Here is a 19,987-nt window from a genome sequence, read left to right as displayed (position 1 = left end):
GGTCTTTTAGGTATTTACACTTCCATAATGATTGGTAAAATCATTGGTTTACGTTTTGTGCGCTCATAAAGGAACGGTCCAAGTGTATCTGTAATTGCATTCTTGATTTCAGACCATTGCGTCGTTTGCGTGCCCATCATCTCATTTAAGTGAGCAGATAGCTTACGTTGCGCTTCGTTAATAAGGTCACTAGACTCTCTCATATAAACAAACCCTCGAGAGATAATATCTGGACCGGAGGCAACTTTAAAGTCCTTCATATTAAGACTAACAACGACTACTACAAGACCTTCTTCAGAAAGAATGCGTCGGTCGCGAAGAACAATATTTCCGATATCCCCAATGCCGTTACCGTCCACATAAACCGATCCAGCAGGGACCTTCCCAACGATGCTTGCCTCTTTTTGATCAAGAGCTAACACATCACCGATATCCATGATAAAGCAATTTTCCGCTGGAACGCCACAATCTTGTGCCATCTCAGCGTGCATTTTAAGCATGCGATATTCACCGTGGATCGGCATGAAGTATTTTGGCTTCATGAGTCGGAGCATAAGCTTTTGCTCTTCCTGACTACCGTGCCCAGACGTATGAATATCATTTAATGATCCATGAATAACTTCAGCTCCTGCGCGGAACAGCTGATTAATAATTTTACTTACGCTAAGCGTATTCCCCGGAATTGGAGAAGACGAGAAGATGACTGTGTCACCAGGAATAACTTGAATTTGTCTATGCGTTCCATGAGCAATACGAGAGAGAGCGGCCATCGGCTCACCTTGACTACCCGTACATAAAATGAGAACTTGATCAGCTGGAATTTTATTTAATTGATGGCTATCAATAAACGTGCTATCAGGAGCTTTGATATAGCCAAGCTCGCGACCGATTGTGATAGCGGATTCCATGCTACGACCAAATACAGCAACCTTACGACGGTATTTAACCGCAGACTCTACAGCCTGTTGCAAGCGATAAATGTTCGATGCAAACGTAGCAAAAATGATTCGACCTTCTACTTTACGGAAAATAGAGTCGATGCTTTCTCCAACTTTACGCTCAGACATGGTAAATCCAGGAACTTCAGCGTTTGTGCTATCTGATAATAAACAAAGAACGCCGTCATCGCCAATTTGAGCCATTTTGGATAAATTAGCTGGCTCTCCAACTGGTGTGAAATCGAATTTGAAGTCTCCAGTTTGAACGATGCTACCTGCAGGTGTTTTTACAACAATTCCATAAGAGTCTGGAATACTATGCGTTGTGCGGAAGAAAGAAACGGATGTTTTAGCAAATTTAATGATACTATCCTCATTTATTTCGTGAAGCTGCGCCGTACGTAAAAGACCATGTTCCTCGAGCTTATTACGAATCAAGGCTAACGCCAGCTTACCACCATAAATTGGTACATTTAATTCTTTTAATAAATACGGAACACCACCAATATGGTCTTCGTGTCCGTGCGTGATAATAACACCTTTGATCTTATCCACATTACGCACTAAGTACGTATAGTCAGGAATAACGTAATCGATGCCTAAAAGCTCGTCCTCCGGGAATTTAATTCCTGAATCGATTACAACGATCTCATCCTGAAATTGAACGGCATACATATTTTTACCAATCTCACCTAGACCCCCTAGGCCGAAAATGGCTGCTTGATGATTTTTAGCTTTCATTACGATACAGACTCCACTTTAAAGTCTTCATTTGCATCCTGTTCGTAAGCTAAAGCTGATTCCGATAATGGGGTCACGAATTCAATGTTATAACCGCGGTCTTTAATACTTTTACGAACCTCTTCGATCGTGTTCGCTTCTACATAAATACTATTTGTACGCTCGCGCACTGGTACCTCTGTTAATGTGTCTTGAAAAAATACTTTAAAAATCATTCATACCTCTCCTTTAACTAAATAATTATCTCTTTTTAAATGTTGTTCGTTATTAAATGGGCCTGTTTTATCCTTTTATCTTAAAAAGAATGTAGACAGGATGGCGCAACGTTATATGCCTCATTTTAACGCATTCATCCTCTCCGCTAAGGATCAATAATGAGGTTAAGCATACAGCTGTTTAGGTAATAATTCTCGACAGCGCTTTAATATCCGTTCTCTCCACCTTCTCAACATTTTATACTCTCCTTCCAATCAATTCAAGGTTGACCTTTCATAAACTTTTTGTTTTAAACGAACATGAGTGTGTAAGTTTCATTTATCTTTCCTCAAAACGAGAGACTTTTTGCATGCTAAAAGCTGGCAAAATAAAACGAGTAGCCCTAATTATGTATCAGGGCTACTCGTGTTACATCTTTAAATTGGTTCTTCGTGTTCGCTTCGATTAATCACTTCTTTAGGTGCTAAAGGTTCTTTATAAGGATCATCGATATCCATGCGATCATAAAACATAATACCGTTTAAATGATCCATTTCGTGTTGAAAAACAATGGCTTCATATCCTCTAAATCGTTTTGAAAACTTTTTTCCGTCACGGTCATAGCCTTCTACCTTAATACGAGCGTATCGTGGAACATGTCCTTCGACTGCACGATCCACAGATAAACACCCTTCGCCAGAATCTAGATAGGTTGTTTCTTTTGAGGTACTGACAATTTTCGGATTAAATAACGCATATTCAATAGGTTCATCATTTTCATCTGACGTGCGCACAACGATCATGCGTTTAGAAACATTAATTTGTGGAGCGGCTAATCCAACCCCTGGACGTAAATCATATTTCTCCGCAATTTCAGGATCTTGACCATTTATTAAAAACTCCATCATTTGATCAAGTAATTTCTGATCCTCTTTAGATGGTGGTATCGCAACAGGCTCAGCAATTTTGCGAAGAGTAGGGTGACCCTCGCGGATAACATCCTTCATCGTAAGCATAGCTATCTTCTCCTCTCATTCATCAACTATTATCATAATACAGGTCAAAGTAAAAAAAAAGACATTGCTTATGTAAGAGTTAACGCCATCACATGGGATTGTGATGGCGTTAAGTCAAACAAGTGTATATGCTAATTCGTCACTACGCGTGACATTTAGAAGCTCCTACGATAATAAGTAGGATGAATAATACGACGATTAAAGCGAAGCCTTTGCCGCCGTTTGAGCTAACCCCAGCTACTTGTGTAGGGTACCCATAGTTGTAGCAATGATTGTTTCCTTGGTTGCCAAATCCGCAAGGATCACAGCAGAATCCGTTGTATCCACTCATGTTTTTGCCTCCTTTCGTAATCATCCGTGTTGGACGATTTAATCCATCTTATGTAAGAGGTGAAAAGCGGCGTGTGCCATCGCCTATGTGGAATGATTAGGAAGTTATACTTGTAATATGGAGAAAAGTAAGGTAATTTGTAAGACAGTGGGTCTAGCAATAAAAGTGTAGCTTGATATGCTTTTATATCACTTAAGAGAGACAAAGGTACATACATAGGAGGGGCTTTTACGTGAAAATTTGGAAAGGTGTTGCTATTGCACTGGTAGCATCCGTGTTAGCAGGCTGCAGTAATGACACAACGGTTGAAGATATGTATACAGAAATAGAAGCTGCGTTTGCAATAGAAAGAGAAATCGAAGAGCTACAAGCGCCGCTTATGGAAGCAGAACAAAACGAAACGACGCTTTATAATGATATGTTAACTATTTCAGAAGTGGAAGAGATTGAACCATTAGCTACCGAGGCAATCACATCGGCAGAAGAACGTCGGGGTATGATGGAAGATGAGAAAGAAGTGATTGATAACGCCTATGAGCAATTTCAAACAGCATCACCTCTTGTAGAGGATTTAGATGAGGAGCTTCAGCCCGATGCGGAAGCGATGTTTGGCACTATGGAAGAGCGCTATGGCGTTTACGAAGAGCTTCATCAATCTTATTTAACTTCTATAGAAGCAGATATTCTTCTATATGAAATGGTTCAAAATGAAGAAGTCGAAATGGAAGAGCTTCGAGAGCAGCATGAAACAGTAAATGCTGCTAATGCCGAAGTTTCTCAACTAAGTGAACAATTTAATGAACTTACAACACAGTTTAATGATGAAAAGTTAGCTTTTTATGAAGCGGCAGGATTAAATGTAGTGGAGTAACGAAAAAGCCTGATAGGTATTAACTTATCAGGCTTTTCTTTGTAAAATCATTGGTTAATCGAGCTTTTTTAATCAGCCGTACGCGACATTTGCACAAGCGTCACTTTTGTCGTATGATGACGAAAGAGCATGCGAATCACTATAACAGGTGCAACAGATGTTTGAAACAGATTGCTTTACCTACATAAGTCATTTTCCTTTTGTATGATGGTAGATAAGAGCATTTTGTTTGAGATAAAAGCGTTGACGAACATATTCGGCTTCGTGTAAACTAGTGTCGTATGTGAAGGGTTGTATCAATTTTCTTTTAAAATTATTGCTACAGTCCTTATAAATATTTCTCGTTATTTAAGGATTGATAGCCAGGAAGAAAGGGTATACGATCTCCGTGGTTAATTTCTGAACGAGTTAATAGTGGAATACCAGGAGAGACTAAAGCAGGACACTTGCGAGATCCGCCTAGATCCGCAACAATGTAAGTCAATTCGAAAGGATGAGGTGAAGAATTTCATGGAAAAGACGAAAGAACTTCAGCAAGTAGAAGAGCAATTTGAAATGTTTCAAATTCTCGATGAAAAAGGTAAGGTCGTAAACAAAGACGCAATGCCTGAGCTCTCAGACGAGCAATTAAAAGAAATGATGACACGTATGGTGTACACTCGTATTTGGGACCAACGTGCCATTTCATTAAACCGTCAAGGTCGTCTTGGATTCTACGCGCCTGTAGCTGGTCAGGAAGCATCAATGATTGGTACACAGTATGCATTAGAGAAGCAAGACTGGATCTTACCGGGATATAGAGATATTCCTCAAATCCACTTCCACGGATTGCCGTTACACCAAGCTTTCCTATGGTCACGTGGTCACTTCCAAGGTGGTCAAGTACCTGAAGGCGTACGAATTATGCTTCCACAAATTATTATCGGTGCACAAATCACTCAAACAGCTGGAGTCGCTATGGGACTTAAGCGTAATAAAGAAGATGCAGTAGCGATCACGTACACTGGTGATGGTGGAGCGTCTCAAGGTGACTTCTACGAAGGAATGAACTTTGCTGGTGCATACAACGTACCTGCTATCTTCGTTGTTCAAAACAACCGTTTTGCTATCTCTGTACCAGTTGAAAAGCAATCTGCAGCGAAAACAATCGCTCAAAAGGCTGTTGCAGCTGGAATTCATGGTCAGCAAGTTGATGGAATGGACATTCTTGCCGTTTATGCAGCGACAAAAGATGCTCGTGAGCGCGGCTTAGCTGGAAATGGTCCAACATTAATTGAAGCACTAACGTACCGTTATGGTCCTCATACAATGGCTGGTGACGATCCAACACGCTACCGTACTTCAGAGCTTGACGATGAGTGGGAAAAGAAGGATCCATTAGTACGCTTCCGTAAATTCCTTGAAGGCAAGAAGCTTTGGTCTGAAGAGGAAGAAGAGAAGATCGTAGAACAAGCAAAAGAAGATATTAAAGAAGCAATTAAAAAGGCAGACGGAGCTCCAAAGCAAAAGGTGACAGATCTAATCGACATTATGTTTGAAGATGCACCTGAGAACCTTGTAGAGCAACGTGAAGAATATGCAAAGAAGGAGTCGAAGTAAGCTATGGCGCAAATGACAATGATTCAAGCTATTACCGATGCAATGCGTAATGAGTTAAAGAATGACGAAAGCGTACTTGTGTATGGTGAAGATGTAGGTCAAAACGGTGGAGTATTCCGTGCTACTGAAGGCCTTCAAAAGGAATTCGGTGAAGATCGCGTATTTGATACGCCACTTGCAGAGTCTGGTATTGGTGGTTTAGCACATGGTTTAAGCTTAACTGGTCACCGCTCTGTTATGGAGATCCAATTCTTTGGCTTCGTATTCGAAGTATTTGATGCAGTAGCAGGACAAATGGCTCGTCTTCGCTACCGTTCTGGTGGCATGTACAACTCACCTGTTACAATTCGTTCACCATTTGGTGGAGGAGTTAAAACTCCAGAGATGCACGCTGACAGCTTAGAAGGACTAATGGCTCAAACTCCTGGTCTAAAGGTAGTTATTCCTTCTACTCCTTATGATGCAAAAGGACTTTTAATTTCTGCGATTCGTGATAACGATCCAGTTGTATTCCTTGAGCACATGAAGCTTTACCGTTCTTTCCGTGGCGAAGTACCTGAAGAAGGCTATGAGATTCCTCTAGGTGAGGCAGACGTAAAGCGTGAAGGTACAGATGTATCGATCATCACTTACGGTGCAATGGTTCACACCTCTCTAAAGGCTGCTGAGCAGTTAGAGAAAGAAGATATCTCTGTTGAGGTTGTTGACTTACGTACAATCAGCCCACTAGATATCGATACAATCATCAAATCTGTTGAAAAAACAGGTCGTGTTATCGTTGTTCAAGAAGCACAAAAGCAAGCTGGTATTGCAGCTAACGTCGTAGCAGAGATTAACGACCGCGCGATCCTAAGCTTAGAAGCTCCAATCGGACGAGTAACTGCTCCTGATACGGTGTATCCATTTGCAGCTGCTGAGGATGCTTGGCTTCCAAACGAAAAAGACGTTGTAGCAAAAGTTAAAGAAGTTATCGAATTTTAATTCGGGAGGAAGAGGGGAGCTTCCCCTCCTCCTTCTGTGCTTATATTACTTATATTATGAAACGGAGGCATTTCCATGGCGTATGAATACAAAATGCCCGACATTGGTGAAGGTATCCATGAAGGGGAAATTGTGAAATGGGAAGTAAAAGAAGGTGACGAAGTAAAAGAGGACGACGTACTGTGTGAAGTGCAAAACGATAAAGCAGTCGTTGAAATCCCTTCTCCAGTGGATGGAACAGTTAAAAAGATCCACGTTGAAGAAGGTGTTGTTACAACTGTAGGTACAGTCATCATTACTTTCGATACAGATGCAGAGCAACCTGACAGTGGCGAAGAAGAAAGCCAAGAGGAAGAAACTGCAACTGAAGAAAAGACAGAAGCTAAGGAAGAAACTACGGAAAAGAAAGAATCTGCAAGCACGGATTCTGAAGATGAGGAAGTAGACGAATCTGCACGCGTTATTGCAATGCCTTCCGTACGTAAGTATGCTCGTGAGCAAGGCGTTAATATCCGTAAAGTTTCTGGATCTGGTAAAAACGGTCGAGTTCTGAAAGAAGATATCGATTCATTTGGATCTGGTGAACAGCAAGAAACTTCAACAGAAGCTTCTAGCGAGCAGCCAGCAAAAGAAGAGAAGAAATCTGTCTCTGCTTATCAGCCAGTGAACGAAGAGCTTGAGACTCGTGAGAAGATGTCTGGTATTCGTCGTGCGATTGCAAAAGCAATGGTTAACTCGAAGCACACAGCACCTCACGTAACGTTAATGGACGAAATTGATGTAACTGCATTAGTTGAACACCGTAAAGCGTTCAAGCCAGTTGCACAAGAAAAAGGAATTAAGTTAACATACCTACCTTACGTTGTTAAGGCGTTAACATCTGCGATCCGTGAGTACCCTGTACTAAATACATCTTTAGATGATTCTACGGATGAAATCGTACAAAAGCATTACTTCAACATCGGTATTGCAGCTGATACAGAAAAAGGTCTATTAGTACCTGTTGTGAAGAATACAGACCGCAAGTCTATCTTCAAGATTTCTGATGAGATTAACGAACTAGCTGGTAAAGCACGTGATGGTTCATTATCTTCTGATGAAATGAAGGGTGCATCTACAACAATTACGAACATCGGATCTGCTGGTGGACAATGGTTCACTCCAGTAATCAACCACCCAGAAGTAGCAATCCTTGGTCTTGGTCGTATCCAAGAAAAAGCAATTGTGAAAGACGGAGAAGTAGTTGTTGCTCCAGTTTTAGCCTTGTCATTAAGCTTCGATCATCGTATCATTGATGGTGCGACTGCTCAGTATGCGTTAAACCATATTAAGCGTCTGTTAAACGATCCACAATTACTTGTTATGGAGGGGTAAAGCATGGTAGTAGGAGATTTTCCAGAAGAAGTAGACACGCTCGTCATTGGCTCCGGTCCCGGGGGATATGTTGCAGCAATTCGTGCGGCTCAGCTTGGTCAAAAGGTAACAATCGTTGAGAAGGGGAACATGGGCGGCGTTTGTTTAAACGTTGGTTGTATCCCATCTAAAGCACTTATCGAAGCTGGACATCGTTATCACGATGCTTCTAATTCAGAGGACATGGGTATCTCTGTTGGAGAAGTAAAGCTTGATTTCACAAAGGTTCAGGAGTGGAAAGCTTCTGTTGTAAATAAGCTAACTGGTGGAGTAGAAGGCCTATTAAAAGGAAACAAAGTAGACATCGTTCGCGGTGAAGCTTACTTTGTAGATAACTCAACTGTTAAAATTATGGACGACAAGTCTTCCCAAACGTATAAATTCAAAAACTGTATCGTTGCTACTGGTTCTTCACCAATTGAACTTCCAAACTTTAAGTTCAAAGAAGGCAAAGTCGTATCTTCTACAGGTGCATTAGCGCTTGAAGAAGTACCTGAGAAGCTTCTTGTAATCGGTGGAGGCTATATCGGTGTTGAGCTTGGATCTGCATATGCAAACCTAGGCTCTGAAGTAACGATTCTTGAAGGAACAAAATCTATTCTTCCAACATTTGAGAAGCAAATGAGTCAATTAGTTGCGAAGCGTCTTAAAAAAGCTGGCGTGACGATTGAGACAGAAGCATTCGCTCAAGAAATGGAAGAAACAGAGAACGGTGTGAAAGTTACTGCTGAAGTAAAAGGCGAAAAGAAAGAATATGAAGCAAATGTTCTTCTTGTAACTGTTGGACGTCGTCCAAATACTTCTGAGCTTGGACTTGAACAAGCTGGAGTTGAAATGAATGATAAAGGATTCATTCAAATCGACAAGCAGTGCCGTACTTCGGAGTCTAATATTTATGCAATCGGAGATATCGTAGCAGGTCCTGCTCTTGCGCACAAAGCTTCTTACGAGGCAAAAGTTGCTGCAGAAGCGATCTCTGGAGAAGCTTCTGAGATTGACTACACTGCGATTCCGGAAGTTGTATTCTCTGGTCCTGAGCTAGCTAGCGTTGGCTTAAACGAAGAGAAAGCAAAAGAGCAAGGCTATGACTACGTAGCTTCTAAATTCCCATTCCAAGCGAACGGACGAGCTCTATCTCTTAACGAATCTGAAGGATTCTTAAAGATGATTACACGCAAGGAAGATGGATTAGTACTTGGTGTTCAAATTGCAGGTAAAAATGCATCAGACATGATTTCTGAAGCATGTGTAGCAATTGAAGCAGGTATGACAGCGGAGGATATCGCTCTTACTATCCACGCTCACCCATCCCTTGGTGAAATCACGATGGAAACGGCTGAAGTAGCATTAGGAATGCCAATCCACATTGTAAAATAAGTATAGTAAAGAAGCGATCCGGTGATTTATCACTGGATCGCTTTTTACGTTAAATGATTAGAGGCTGAGACAAAGTGGTTTTCATTTGTGTCAGGCTCGTTTGTATTAGGATAATCGAAGCGTCTTATCGGATAATGGAAGGGCTTAAGTGGATAATCAAAGCACCTTTCCGGATAATGAGAGAGCAAAAGCGGATAATCGAAGCACTTTTCCGGATAATGAGAGAGCAAAAGCGGATAATCAAAGCACCTTTCCGGATAATGAGAGAGCAAAAGTGGATAATCGAAGCACTTTTCCGGATAATGAGAGAGCAAAAGCGGATAATCGAAGCACTTTTCCGGATAATTAGAGAGTAAAAGCGGATAATCAAAGCCAAACTTCTTATACATAAGCAAAGAATCTACTAATCGCCACTCGTGTCGAATGAACCACTCTACATACATTAAAAAAGCTGGGACAAAATAATCGGATTTGTCCCAGCTCTTTCAACTATATTATAGCAATCAATTATGATTTCGGTTTCGTTGATATAGGCATTGGTGTTTCTTCTTCTACTATTGATTCGTCTTGGATGACTGCCTGAAGCTCGTTTGATACCGTTTGGTAATCTTTATCACCTTCTAATACAATAGAGGCATTGCCATTTTCAACAAACAACATTGCGGGTACATCACTGACTCCAAAATAATCAATTAAGGCAGTGTCATCTTCTGTAACAAAATATATATCAGTGAGCATGCCAGGATGAGATTGTTGAAAGTCTATTAACGCGTCGTAATATGGATAATCCGTGCTTTCACTTTGACTTGTACTAGTAATAACAACTGTAATAATCTTCTCTTGATTTTCTGCCGAGAACAAATAAGCATGCTTTGATTCGACACTTTGAGATAAGCAGCTTGGGAAGAAAGCGACAATTAAACTAATGATACCTAACACTTTCAAGGCAGATTCTCCTCTCTTTTGCAAGATGATTAGTTATATCCTACCATAAAATGGCCAGAAGGTAGGTCCATGTCATACATTTGTTATGTAATTGAAATGATTATTCGATCCTTTTACACGTTACGGTCATTGTCTTATTAGTATCTATTTTGTCAGTTTATGTGTTAGAATCGAACAGAATGCTTGGAAGAGGGGATGTACAGTTATGAAAAAAATAATGATGATATCGAGTGTCGTACTTCTTGCGGTTGGTTGCTCAAACGCAGAAAATGAGCAGGGAAGTAACGAAGCGACTGAAGTAAATCAAAATAATACAACGAGCAACAACACGAACGTGAACGAGCCTCAAAATGAAGAAGAAGGTGTACATAACGAACAAAATGACGTAGATGAAGTGGATAATGATACGGCCGCTTCAGAAACGAATGTCGAAAATGAGGGTAACGAGGTAGAGATGGAAGATCAAGTCGAAGAAGAGGCGGAGACTCGCTATAGCCTTCAAACGGATCACACGGTTGCACCAATAGACGACGCACCAGCTGAGGTAGTGCTACTTACAATCGATGATGCGCCAGATAATTATGGAGTAGAAATGGCTGAGGTGTTAAGTGAATTAGAAGTTCCAGCGATCTTTTTTGTGAACGGACACTTTATCCAGTCTGACGAAGGTAAACAAGAATTACAGGCTATTTATGATCTTGGATTCGAAATTGGGAATCATACGATGTCGCACCCTAATTTGCGAGATATATCGGATGAGCAAGTAGAAGAAGAAATTGTTCAACTTAATAATGAAATCGAAGATATTATTGGAGAACGTCCTAGGTTTTTCCGTGCACCATTTGGAGCTAACTCAGATAAATCAGAAGAGGTAGTTGAAGCCGAGGGGATGCAAAGCATGAACTGGACATATGGCTATGATTTTACCCCTGAATATATGGAAACGGAAGCATTAGGAGAGATTATGGTCGAAACGGAGCTTTTACGCAATGGAGCAAATCTGCTTATGCATGATCGGGAATTCACCCTAGAAGCATTGCCTGCAATTGCAGAAGGCTTAAGAGAAAAAGGCTACGAATTTGTCGATCCGAAGGAATTGGAATAAGGAGCGCGTGCATGAGAATGAAAATGAATCTTGCTTTACTATCAGTACTACTACTTGCTGCGTGTAGCAATGCAAATGATCAAGTAGAGACGAATGACACAGCAGAGACAAATAACGAAGAATCTATCCCGAGTGATAACAATTCTACTGACGAGGATATCTCCATACTACCTGTAACAGACATGAATGGAGAGTCCTTCATCCCTGTCGCTTCCTTGATGAACGAATTAGATGGTGACTATACCTATGATGAAATTAACAAGGTCTTAACAGTACAACTAGACAATCAAACCTATGAATTTATTTATGAGGTGCCGGTTGTGGAAGCGAATGATATCTATCTGCCTCTTGATTCCGTTTATTTTGAAGAGGACGATAATGGAGAGGTTTATCTAACAACTGCCTTCTTAACAGATGTATTAGAGCTTTCTGTGGAGGAAGAAGCGGATCAAGTGTCGTTCGCTATAGCTGCCGAGGATAGAGAAGTATGGGAGAGCGAAGATCAGGATCGGATCGTTTTAGACGAAACCACACCTGAAGAGATGATTGACTACCTATCTTTTTTACAAACGCCTATTGAGGGTGCAACTGTTAGTACAATCGAATCTCACTTACCAGGAGCCCCTAGAGATTATCGTAACGGGTTTCATGAAGGGATTGATTGGTACGATTTTTCGTCGGGAGTAGAAGTAACGATTAACCGCGATACACCTGTATTAGCTATGGCGGATGGTGTTATCGTCCGAATTGATAACGACTACGAAGAATACCCATCCCCTGAAGTGCGTAATGAAGACTTAGCGGAAGCAGCAGAATTAGGGTTTACACCTAGTTACATTTTTGATCGACTTCGTGGCATGCAGGTCTGGGTACAGTATGAGGATGGCGTCATGATTCGCTTTGCGCACTTAGATGCTATTCCTGAAGGATTTGAAGTTGGTGACACTGTCACGTCTGAGACTGTTATTGGATTCGTTGGTAACTCCGGAACTAGTGGAGCAGTTAATCAAGACGACAGCGAGTTACACCTGCACAAAGATTTACTTATTTACGGAGAGCTTTTTTGGGAGCCTTATACACTTGACGAAACATTGCACATAATTGACACATTATGGGGTCTTTAAGATATCCTAATTAATGGGGCGTTCACAGGAGAGAAGACCTTTTGTGAACGCCTTTTTCTTCTATCTTTTTTCTTATTTTTGCTTATTCGGAGCATTTCGACATACGAAATGACAAAAGACGACATGATTTTATGTCCGTCTATGTTAAGATAATCGCAAATAACTTTTCGGGGGAGAAGAAATTTTAAGAGAGTAGGTGCGTTCTAGATGCGAAAATCAGATTTTCTTGATGAAATGAGACTTGAAGTAGGATTAGCATATGATTATGCAAGAAGTCAGGATGATTTTATAGCACGAATTTTAAAAACTATTTTTGCAATTAGTCGCAAAAAAGCGATGCTAACTCTTCATAAATATTGTGGTAGTTCGAATGAGCTGGTGTACGCACTTGGAATTAAAGGAATGACGAAAGAACAAGAAATGCTTGGACAGGGATTTGTTTCTCCGTCTAAAATGAGAGCAGTAACCTATATAAAAAAAGATCGTCAGCATGTACTGTTTTTACCAATTTATCATGAGGATCAATTAGAGCATATGGTAACGATCCGACTACTAGATAGCGATTATCGTATGTCTAAGCAGGACATGATTTTTGCTCAAGAATTAATTACCTTTATAGAGTCAAAGCGATCGACGCTATTGTAGCGTCGATTTTTAATTTCGTTTGCAAATAAGACAGAATTTTCGTATAATTTTACATAGAAAGGAGGGAGTCCGTTGACGAGTAAAGCGCTTTACAATGAGTTGGAGCAGGTCGACGTTCAGTTTGTAGGAGTAGAGATCTCAGGTGAGCGGCACGACTACTGTATGGTGTATACAAGCTTCTTTTTTGGTAAAGTACTAATGTTTTGCATGAGGACTGGAAAACAAATACTTTTATCGTCAGACTGTTTATTCGATGTGGATAATATGAAAAAAATGTTTCAAATAGAGGATGAGGAGGATATTAATCACTTAATTCTATTTTTAAAGGATGTGATGAGGAAGCGTGAAGATAGTCAGCAAGGTGTTCGTTAATCAAAAAGCAGGCTTTTCTCATTGCGAGAAAACCTGCTTCTTTTAATTAAATAAATGGCTTGCGCTCTTTAATTACTCGAATTGTTTTAAGACTAGCATCTTCTGGCCCTTGAACAGGTAAGCCAGTTTCAATGTTTCTTTCAATATAAGAAAGATTTTCAGCCTCGATGATTTCTCCGGGAATAAAAATTGGAATACCTGGAGGATAGACCATCATGAACTCAGCGCTAATTCTTCCTGCAGAGTCTGAAAGGGCGACTACCTCTGTCTCGGCATAAAACGCGTCTCGAGGTGACAGTGCTAATGTTGGAATGTTAGGCACTTGAACAACATGATCTGACTCAGACCACGTAGCTTTAGGTAAGTGAGCTTTAGATAAGTCTTGAAGTGCTTCAATTAGCTGACTCATTGTCGACTCATCATCTCCAAAGGTGACAATACATAAAAGGTTATAAAGATCAGATAGTTCTACCTCGATATTTTTATTCTCCCGAAGCCATACCTCTGCATCATAACCAGTTATATTTAAGTCACGAACGGAAATAGTAAGCTTCGTTGGATCTATTCGATAAATAGCCTCGTCGTTTAATAATTCTTCTGATGGAGCATACAGTCCTGGAATGTCAGCAATTGTTGCTCTTGCCTGTTTAGAAAGCTTGATAATTCGAGATAATTCCTTGTGTCCTTCCGTTGCGAGATATCTCCTTGCTGTATCAAGCGAAGCTAAGAGAATGTAGGACGTAGAAGTAGTTGTCAACATACTGATAATACTCTGCACGCGCTCGGGAGAAACTATTTTACCTTGCACATTTAAAACAGAACTTTGTGTGAGGGAGCCACCTAATTTATGAACACTCGTCGCTGCCATGTCGGCCCCAGCCTGCATAGCGGACATCGGAAGCTCTTCATGAAAGTGTGTGTGGACGCCGTGAGCCTCATCGACAAGTACCGGCACCCCAAACATGTGTGCAACCTTCACAATCTCCTCTAAATGAGCTGCTACGCCAAAATACGTTGGGTTGATCACTAGGACTCCCTTTGCATCCGGATGTGCCGTGAGCGCTCGATCAACGGCGTCTACTGTGATGCCATGAGAAATCCCGAGCTTTTCATCAACCACAGGGTGAATAAAAATAGGAGTAGCTCCCGAGAAGATGATGGCAGACATGATTGACTTATGGACGTTACGTGGGACGATAATTTTATCGCCAGGACCACATACGGTCATAATCATTGTAATAATAGCTCCACTCGTTCCTTGGACAGAAAAGAAGGTGTGGTCTGCACCAAAAGCTTTGGCAGCTAAATGTTGCGCTTCTTGAATGATTCCTTGTGGATGGTGCAGGTCATCTAATGGTGCAATGTTAATTAAATCAATACTTAATGCGTTTTCCCCTATAAAAGAGCGGTACTCAGGATCCATTCCGTGTCCTTTTTTATGACCTGGTATATGGAATTGAAGGGGGTTTTTATCACGGTGCGCAACCAATCCTTCGAATAACGGCGCACGCTCTTGATTGTTCCTTTGCAATTGCTACACCTCTTCATTGAACTTTTCAAATATGTCGATCTTTGTTAAGCTTTAAACAAGAGAAAGTATAACAGAAACTATGCCGGAAGGGTAGTAGTAAAGAGGTGTACATATGGCAAAGGATATTCCATTTCCATTATCGATGGATTGGTCAACAGAAGAGATAGTCGATGTCATTCATTTTTATGAGGCAGTTGATGCAGTTTACACAAAGGGGTATGATCGCGAAAAATTCTTAGAAGCGTATCGACGGTTCAAACAAATTGTCCCTTCAAAATCAGAAGAGAAACAGCTATTTAACGAATATGAAGAAACGACTGGACAATCCTCCTATCATGCCGTGCAAGCAGCACGCAAATCGGACGATAAGGTGATTAAGCTTTAAATATATAGGATGTTCTAGCATGCTGATGATAAAGGAAGAGCCGACGAGTGATTGCGGTTCTTCTTTTTTGTGTCGTGGGGGCCTATGCGAGGTGAGGAGAGTGTGGTGGGCAGGAGTGGGTAAACGTGCGAGTTGAAAGGTGAATCGCGCGAAAGTCAGCGTGAATTGCGCGAAAAAAGGGTGTGACTGCGTAGGGTAAAAAAAACCGCGCAAGTTGAAGCGCGAACCGCGCGAGTTGAAGGGTGAATCGCGCGAAAGTCAGCGTGAATTGCGCGAAAAAAGGGTGTGACTGCTTAGGCTGGAAAAAACCGCGCAAGTTGATGGGTGAACTGCGCGAGTTAGGGGGTTAATCGCGCGAAAGTCAGCGTGAATTGCGCGAAAAAAGAGTGCGACTGCGTAGGGTGAAAAAAATCGCGCAAGTTGAAGGGCGAACCGCGCGAGTTAAAGCAACAACCACGCAGAAATCACGTCGGAATGCGCGAAAAAGAGTAACAACTGCGCAAACCGAAAAATCCACACTACATGAACCGTAGAAATCTCAAATAGGACCGTCTCACGCCAACGAAGTTTTCACTCACCCGTTCACTCACTCAAAAAAAAGGCTAAGATCGATTATTACCCCGATCTTAGCCTTCTCTTATTTACATATGGACCAAAAATGATTACACAGTTTGCTCGTATAAAGCCATGCTGGACTTATACATAGGCATTAACGTCGAAAAGACGTCTTCTACCTTCGAAATAAAGGCATTGCCATCTTTTAAAATAGGGTCATTGTAATCAAACGTCATTCCGCAAAGCATCTCCGCTTTTTTGATAGTAGAAAGACGAGTAAATAAGCGCTCTAAGTCTTCCTGCTCCATAGAAGAGTGGGGCATTACAGTAGGCTTCATATGATCCTCGCTCCATACAAAAGAGGTAGGTATCTGCTTCGCAATCTCCTCTTGATCACGTAAAAACGCCTGACCAAGCTCACCTTTGACTGGTGATTCATAAATGACAGCGAACCAGACAAACACATGTGATCCGAATAGCCCGATTTGAAAGTGAGGAAGCTTTTTATACCCTCTATTATTATTGCAAAAAGCAACCCACGTATCATTTGGTGGATTCACTTTACGTCTCGCATGTTTCGCTACATGATAGTACATATCTTGCCCTGTAGCTTCTGTTAGGAACCCTTTGAAGTGTTCACCTAAGCCTTCGAGCTTCGGACGAACTTCTTCTTTGAGTGCCTCCATACGTTCATCTAGACCTTCTACAGAAAATACATCGAAGTCTTTCTGTGTAAAACCAGTAAATGTCATTTACAAAAACCCCTTTCATAAAGGCTATTTTAGCAAATCGAAGGGGGAAACGAAAGTAAGCAATACTGCGAAAACGGGTTTGAAAATGAGTCAATTGTGGAAAATTAAAAATAACAACAAGAAATAGTTGCAAATTTCAGATAAATAACATACTCTATGTATAACTATTTTATAAGTAACATAAAGCAATATAAAAAATAGTTAATTTTATGAAAAGGGGTGCGAATTATGGAGAAGGTCATTCAAACGCTGAAGAGAAGAGATGGGGAACGTCGTATCCCTGTATTAAAGCTAGAAATCGACTATGAACTACAAACTCTTTACGATGCAATGGAAGCAAATGAGTTCAAGCAGGTTATTGAAAGTAAAAAGCGACTAAACGAACTTCGAAGTGAATGGCTCCGCTTGGAGGCATAGAAGTGAAGGTAATCGACTGGACTAAATCTTATTCCCTCTTATGCAAAATAGAGACGTGGCATCGTTCAAATTCACTTTGCCCCCTTCATGTAGACATTCGTTTCCATGAGGGGATTTTTATGGGCTTTTCTCCCTTACTCCCTCCTTTTCTTCTGAATTACTAAAGACTCTCCATTTGCACTCCTATCAATCCCTATGATATAAGTGGTTATACATACTAAAGGACGTGATCTGACCTTATGAATAAATTTGAGTTAAAAGATACAGCCGTTTCATGGGTATATGAAGCTGCAACATTTATTAAAGATAAAATGAAGCAATCTATCGAAGTAGATACAAAATCAAATAAAGACGACCTTGTAACGGACGTTGATGAGGGCGTAGAAGCGTTATTCTTAGAAAAACTAAAAGAAACCTATCCAGAGCACCGACTCATGGGTGAAGAAGGCTCATTCGAATCGATTAAAGATTTAGATGGGATCGTTTGGATTTTAGATCCAATTGATGGCACCATTAATTTCGTACATATGGAATCGTTTTTCGCTATTTCAATAGGTATCTTCAAAGATGGAAAACCATTAATTGGTATTGTGTATGACGTGATGAAAGATGATCTCTTTGTTTCTGTAAAAGGAGAAGGGGCGACGCTTAACGGCGATCAATTGTTGCCTCATGCTGATAGAAAGTTAGATGAAGCAATCGTTAGTTTTAATACAGGCTGGTTACTTAAAGATAGACGATTAGAAGAAGTAGTGAAGCATGTCCGAGGGACACGTTCTTATGGCGTTGCGGCTTTAGAAATGGCATACGTAGCAGCAGGTAAACTAGATGCTTATATCAGCTATCACCTAGCTCCTTGGGATGTTGCTGGAGGAGCGGCTCTACTAGATGAGGTGGGCGGTAAGATGACGAATGTAAAAGGAGAGAAGTTGACCTTTTTAGAGAAAGATTCGCTCTTTGCTGCAAATCCATCTATATATGATGCAATTGTTGATGTGTCAGGAATCACGAAGGATTAATGGTAAAGACCAGCTCTAGTTCCATCTAGGGCTGGTCTTCTTTGTGATCTTAACTATTCAATCGTTTTTTACGCGCGAATCCAGTGCCAATGCTCCCAAACATTAAAATAGCAAAACCAATAATCATCAATGCGCTTGTTTGTGCAAAAGCTATACCAAGACCGATCATTCCGACTGTGCCACCTACGGCAAGTAAAAAGAAAATAGGATCAAATGATTTCATTCGTTTACGTCCTCCTTTATCTTCCTTAAGTGTAACGGAAAACGCTTTACGAGAAAAGTACTCCGTTCACGTTGTGTTCACTTTTTATGATGATTAGAGATTGATGTTAGGAGAGGCTTTAAGGTATGCTAAACTAATAGAGATCTTAAAACTAGGAGTGACAACCATGTTATTTGCTACAGCAACCCAACCGGCACCAGCACCGGAGATGACACCTATCGCCACATTTTTAGGTGCAGAGGATCCATCGAATTTTTTATTTGCTTATATTATTCTCTACTTAATTATAAACGCGCTTAGTATTCTTGTATTTAATTTAGGCTTCGCGCGTAGACTTCCAATTTTGCAAACAGTTATTGTTTATGTCTTAATGTTTTTCGGAAATATTTTTATAACGCTATTTGCTCTGACGCTTCCAATTATCGAATCGCTCTTTATCGCTGCATTAATCTTAGGGATTTATAAGTTCCAGCTTCGTCGTCATAAAAAAGAATTGGCGGAAGAAGAATAATACTGAAAAAGCCCTTCTCTATGTCTTCTAGAGAGGGGCTTTTTTGCATAGGAATTAAATATATTCATCTTCGGTTTCTTCTGTATGATGCTTTCTAAATTTCCCAGTTGCCTGTCTAGCCTGTGTTTTAACTTCAATACGGTCCTTACAGGGTTCGCACATGTACGTGTGAATAGGTCTATTGCGGAGCTTTTTGGCTAATGGGAGTTCATTATCAAGCTTCTCAATTTTATCGCATATTACGCATTTTACTCGCATATTCGGTCACCTCTAATTTATTCCTTCAGATACCATTAGTATACCATAGAAAATAGAGGAATATTTTCTTTGAAAAGAAGGAATTATGAAGGTAGAAAGAGAATTAATTGATGTACCACTAAAAGCTCATTTAAGCAACATGAGGGAGGGATTAGATGGCTAATCGTGTAGAAAACATGTTAACCGAAGAATTAGTGGCGAGCCTTCAAGAAGAGCGCTATGTCACGATTGCTACAGTGGATCACGAAACTGGTGGTCCAAATGTAAATGCTATATCCTGGATTTATGCGATTAATGAACAAACAGTTAGGTTTGCTGTAGATTCTAAATCGCGAATCCTCACTAATATTCGCGAGCAACCTTTAGTTACCGTTACAGTGATTGCTGATGGGTCAACTTTTTCCATGTCAGGACGAGCTAAGGTAATGAAAGACAGTATGGAAAATGTTTCACTTCGATTAGGTATGGTAGAGCTTACAGTGAGTGAAGTGAGAGACGTCATGTTTTATGGGGCAAGACTAACTTCTGAGCCTAAGTTTGAAAAAACATACGATTTAGAAGCCGCTGAAAAACTTGATAAGCAAGTTATGCACGCACTAAAACAGTGAAGGGAGGCGGTGTTACTATATCAGTAGCGCCGCTTTTTGTCGTCTTACCAGTTTGTCATGCTGAATCATTCAGGA

General features: G+C 40.7%; 23 protein-coding genes. 14 read left to right on the top strand and 9 right to left on the bottom strand.

Features of this window, described 5'->3' with window-relative positions:
* Positions 1–14: 14 nt before the first annotated feature.
* The 4 genes from rnjA to FLK61_RS20340 form a co-directional block, all read right to left on the bottom strand.
* Complete coding sequence (gene rnjA / locus FLK61_RS11595) at positions 15–1,679, bottom strand: ribonuclease J1 (RefSeq protein ID WP_176009617.1); 1,665 nt, start codon at positions 1,677–1,679, stop codon at positions 15–17.
* Entirely contained in the window at positions 1,679–1,894 is a 216-nt protein-coding gene (locus FLK61_RS11590) for a DNA-dependent RNA polymerase subunit epsilon (protein ID WP_176009616.1), read from the bottom strand. Before FLK61_RS11590 ends, rnjA begins: the two co-directional genes overlap by 1 nt.
* 417 nt (positions 1,895–2,311) lie before the next feature.
* Positions 2,312–2,890 carry a peptide deformylase gene (def, locus tag FLK61_RS11585; RefSeq protein ID WP_176009615.1) on the bottom strand — a complete coding sequence of 193 codons (579 nt, stop codon included), beginning with the start codon at positions 2,888–2,890 and terminating at the stop codon, positions 2,312–2,314.
* 142 nt (positions 2,891–3,032) lie between these two features.
* Positions 3,033–3,221 (bottom strand): YjcZ family sporulation protein, encoded by a 189-nt coding sequence (locus tag FLK61_RS20340; protein WP_176009614.1) that lies wholly within the window; start codon positions 3,219–3,221, stop codon positions 3,033–3,035.
* A gap of 232 nt (positions 3,222–3,453) precedes the next feature.
* Between FLK61_RS20340 and FLK61_RS11575 the strand changes: the two genes are divergently transcribed.
* From FLK61_RS11575 to lpdA, 5 genes are all read left to right on the top strand, one after another.
* Positions 3,454–4,092 (top strand): YkyA family protein, encoded by a 639-nt coding sequence (locus FLK61_RS11575; protein ID WP_176009613.1) that lies wholly within the window; start codon positions 3,454–3,456, stop codon positions 4,090–4,092.
* Between the two features lie 510 nt (positions 4,093–4,602).
* Entirely contained in the window at positions 4,603–5,691 is a 1,089-nt protein-coding gene (gene pdhA / locus FLK61_RS11570; RefSeq protein WP_176009612.1) for a pyruvate dehydrogenase (acetyl-transferring) E1 component subunit alpha, read from the top strand.
* A gap of 3 nt (positions 5,692–5,694) precedes the next feature.
* Positions 5,695–6,672, top strand: a complete 978-nt coding sequence (locus FLK61_RS11565; protein WP_176009611.1) for an alpha-ketoacid dehydrogenase subunit beta — start codon at positions 5,695–5,697, stop codon at positions 6,670–6,672.
* A 75-nt stretch (positions 6,673–6,747) separates the two neighbouring features.
* Positions 6,748–8,046 (top strand): dihydrolipoamide acetyltransferase family protein, encoded by a 1,299-nt coding sequence (locus tag FLK61_RS11560; RefSeq protein WP_176009610.1) that lies wholly within the window; start codon positions 6,748–6,750, stop codon positions 8,044–8,046.
* Between the two features lie 3 nt (positions 8,047–8,049).
* Complete coding sequence (gene lpdA / locus FLK61_RS11555) at positions 8,050–9,462, top strand: dihydrolipoyl dehydrogenase (protein ID WP_176009609.1); 1,413 nt, start codon at positions 8,050–8,052, stop codon at positions 9,460–9,462.
* 507 nt (positions 9,463–9,969) lie between these two features.
* Here lpdA and FLK61_RS11550 read toward each other — a convergent pair.
* Complete coding sequence (locus tag FLK61_RS11550) at positions 9,970–10,407, bottom strand: hypothetical protein (protein ID WP_176009608.1); 438 nt, start codon at positions 10,405–10,407, stop codon at positions 9,970–9,972.
* A gap of 205 nt (positions 10,408–10,612) precedes the next feature.
* On the opposite strand from FLK61_RS11550, the gene FLK61_RS11545 reads away from it, so the two are divergent.
* The 4 genes from FLK61_RS11545 to FLK61_RS11530 all read left to right on the top strand — a co-directional run bounded on the left by FLK61_RS11545 (position 10,613) and on the right by FLK61_RS11530 (position 13,653).
* A complete protein-coding gene (locus FLK61_RS11545) occupies positions 10,613–11,512 on the top strand; it encodes a polysaccharide deacetylase family protein (protein WP_176009607.1) in 900 nt (299 codons plus the stop codon).
* Positions 11,513–11,523: 11 nt separating this feature from the next.
* Positions 11,524–12,636 (top strand): M23 family metallopeptidase, encoded by a 1,113-nt coding sequence (locus FLK61_RS11540; RefSeq protein ID WP_249777586.1) that lies wholly within the window; start codon positions 11,524–11,526, stop codon positions 12,634–12,636.
* Positions 12,637–12,843: 207 nt separating this feature from the next.
* Positions 12,844–13,281, top strand: a complete 438-nt coding sequence (locus FLK61_RS11535; protein ID WP_176009606.1) for a hypothetical protein — start codon at positions 12,844–12,846, stop codon at positions 13,279–13,281.
* A 72-nt stretch (positions 13,282–13,353) separates the two neighbouring features.
* Positions 13,354–13,653, top strand: a complete 300-nt coding sequence (locus tag FLK61_RS11530; protein WP_176009605.1) for an SAV0927 family protein — start codon at positions 13,354–13,356, stop codon at positions 13,651–13,653.
* 46 nt (positions 13,654–13,699) lie between these two features.
* Here the strand turns inward: FLK61_RS11530 and FLK61_RS11525 are convergent, their stop codons facing one another.
* Positions 13,700–15,184, bottom strand: a complete 1,485-nt coding sequence (locus FLK61_RS11525) for an aminotransferase class I/II-fold pyridoxal phosphate-dependent enzyme (RefSeq protein ID WP_176009604.1) — start codon at positions 15,182–15,184, stop codon at positions 13,700–13,702.
* A 112-nt stretch (positions 15,185–15,296) separates the two neighbouring features.
* Here FLK61_RS11525 and FLK61_RS11520 point away from each other — a divergent pair, with 112 nt between their 5' ends.
* Positions 15,297–15,569, top strand: a complete 273-nt coding sequence (locus FLK61_RS11520; protein WP_176009603.1) for a UPF0223 family protein — start codon at positions 15,297–15,299, stop codon at positions 15,567–15,569.
* Positions 15,570–16,231: 662 nt separating this feature from the next.
* Here the strand turns inward: FLK61_RS11520 and FLK61_RS11515 are convergent.
* Positions 16,232–16,876, bottom strand: a complete 645-nt coding sequence (locus FLK61_RS11515) for a YktB family protein (RefSeq protein WP_176009602.1) — start codon at positions 16,874–16,876, stop codon at positions 16,232–16,234.
* 228 nt (positions 16,877–17,104) lie between these two features.
* Here FLK61_RS11515 and FLK61_RS11510 point away from each other — a divergent pair, with 228 nt between their 5' ends.
* Positions 17,105–17,293 carry a hypothetical protein gene (locus FLK61_RS11510; protein ID WP_176009601.1) on the top strand — a complete coding sequence of 63 codons (189 nt, stop codon included), beginning with the start codon at positions 17,105–17,107 and terminating at the stop codon, positions 17,291–17,293.
* 239 nt (positions 17,294–17,532) lie between these two features.
* Positions 17,533–18,312 (top strand): inositol monophosphatase family protein, encoded by a 780-nt coding sequence (locus FLK61_RS11505; protein WP_176009600.1) that lies wholly within the window; start codon positions 17,533–17,535, stop codon positions 18,310–18,312.
* Positions 18,313–18,361: 49 nt separating this feature from the next.
* Here FLK61_RS11505 and FLK61_RS11500 read toward each other — a convergent pair whose 3' ends face one another.
* On the bottom strand, positions 18,362–18,535 hold the full coding sequence (locus FLK61_RS11500; protein ID WP_176009599.1) for a DUF5325 family protein: 174 nt from the start codon (positions 18,533–18,535) through the stop codon (positions 18,362–18,364).
* Between the two features lie 166 nt (positions 18,536–18,701).
* Here FLK61_RS11500 and FLK61_RS11495 point away from each other — a divergent pair, with 166 nt between their 5' ends.
* Positions 18,702–19,046, top strand: coding sequence for a YlaH-like family protein (locus FLK61_RS11495; RefSeq protein WP_176009598.1), 345 nt, complete (start codon positions 18,702–18,704; stop codon positions 19,044–19,046).
* Between the two features lie 54 nt (positions 19,047–19,100).
* On the opposite strand, the gene FLK61_RS11490 is transcribed toward FLK61_RS11495, so the two are convergent.
* The gene (locus FLK61_RS11490; protein ID WP_176009597.1) at positions 19,101–19,304 is read right to left on the bottom strand and encodes a YlaI family protein; all 204 of its coding nucleotides are present in this window, start codon (positions 19,302–19,304) and stop codon (positions 19,101–19,103) included.
* Positions 19,305–19,459: 155 nt separating this feature from the next.
* Here FLK61_RS11490 and FLK61_RS11485 point away from each other — a divergent pair, with 155 nt between their 5' ends.
* The gene (locus FLK61_RS11485; protein WP_176009596.1) at positions 19,460–19,912 is read left to right on the top strand and encodes a pyridoxamine 5'-phosphate oxidase family protein; all 453 of its coding nucleotides are present in this window, start codon (positions 19,460–19,462) and stop codon (positions 19,910–19,912) included.
* Positions 19,913–19,987 lie beyond the last annotated feature (75 nt).

The sequence above is a fragment of the Paenalkalicoccus suaedae genome (assembly GCF_006965545.2).
Lineage (GTDB): Bacteria > Bacillota > Bacilli > Bacillales > Salisediminibacteriaceae > Paenalkalicoccus > Paenalkalicoccus suaedae.
This window is presented reverse-complemented; position numbering and strand designations above follow the sequence as displayed.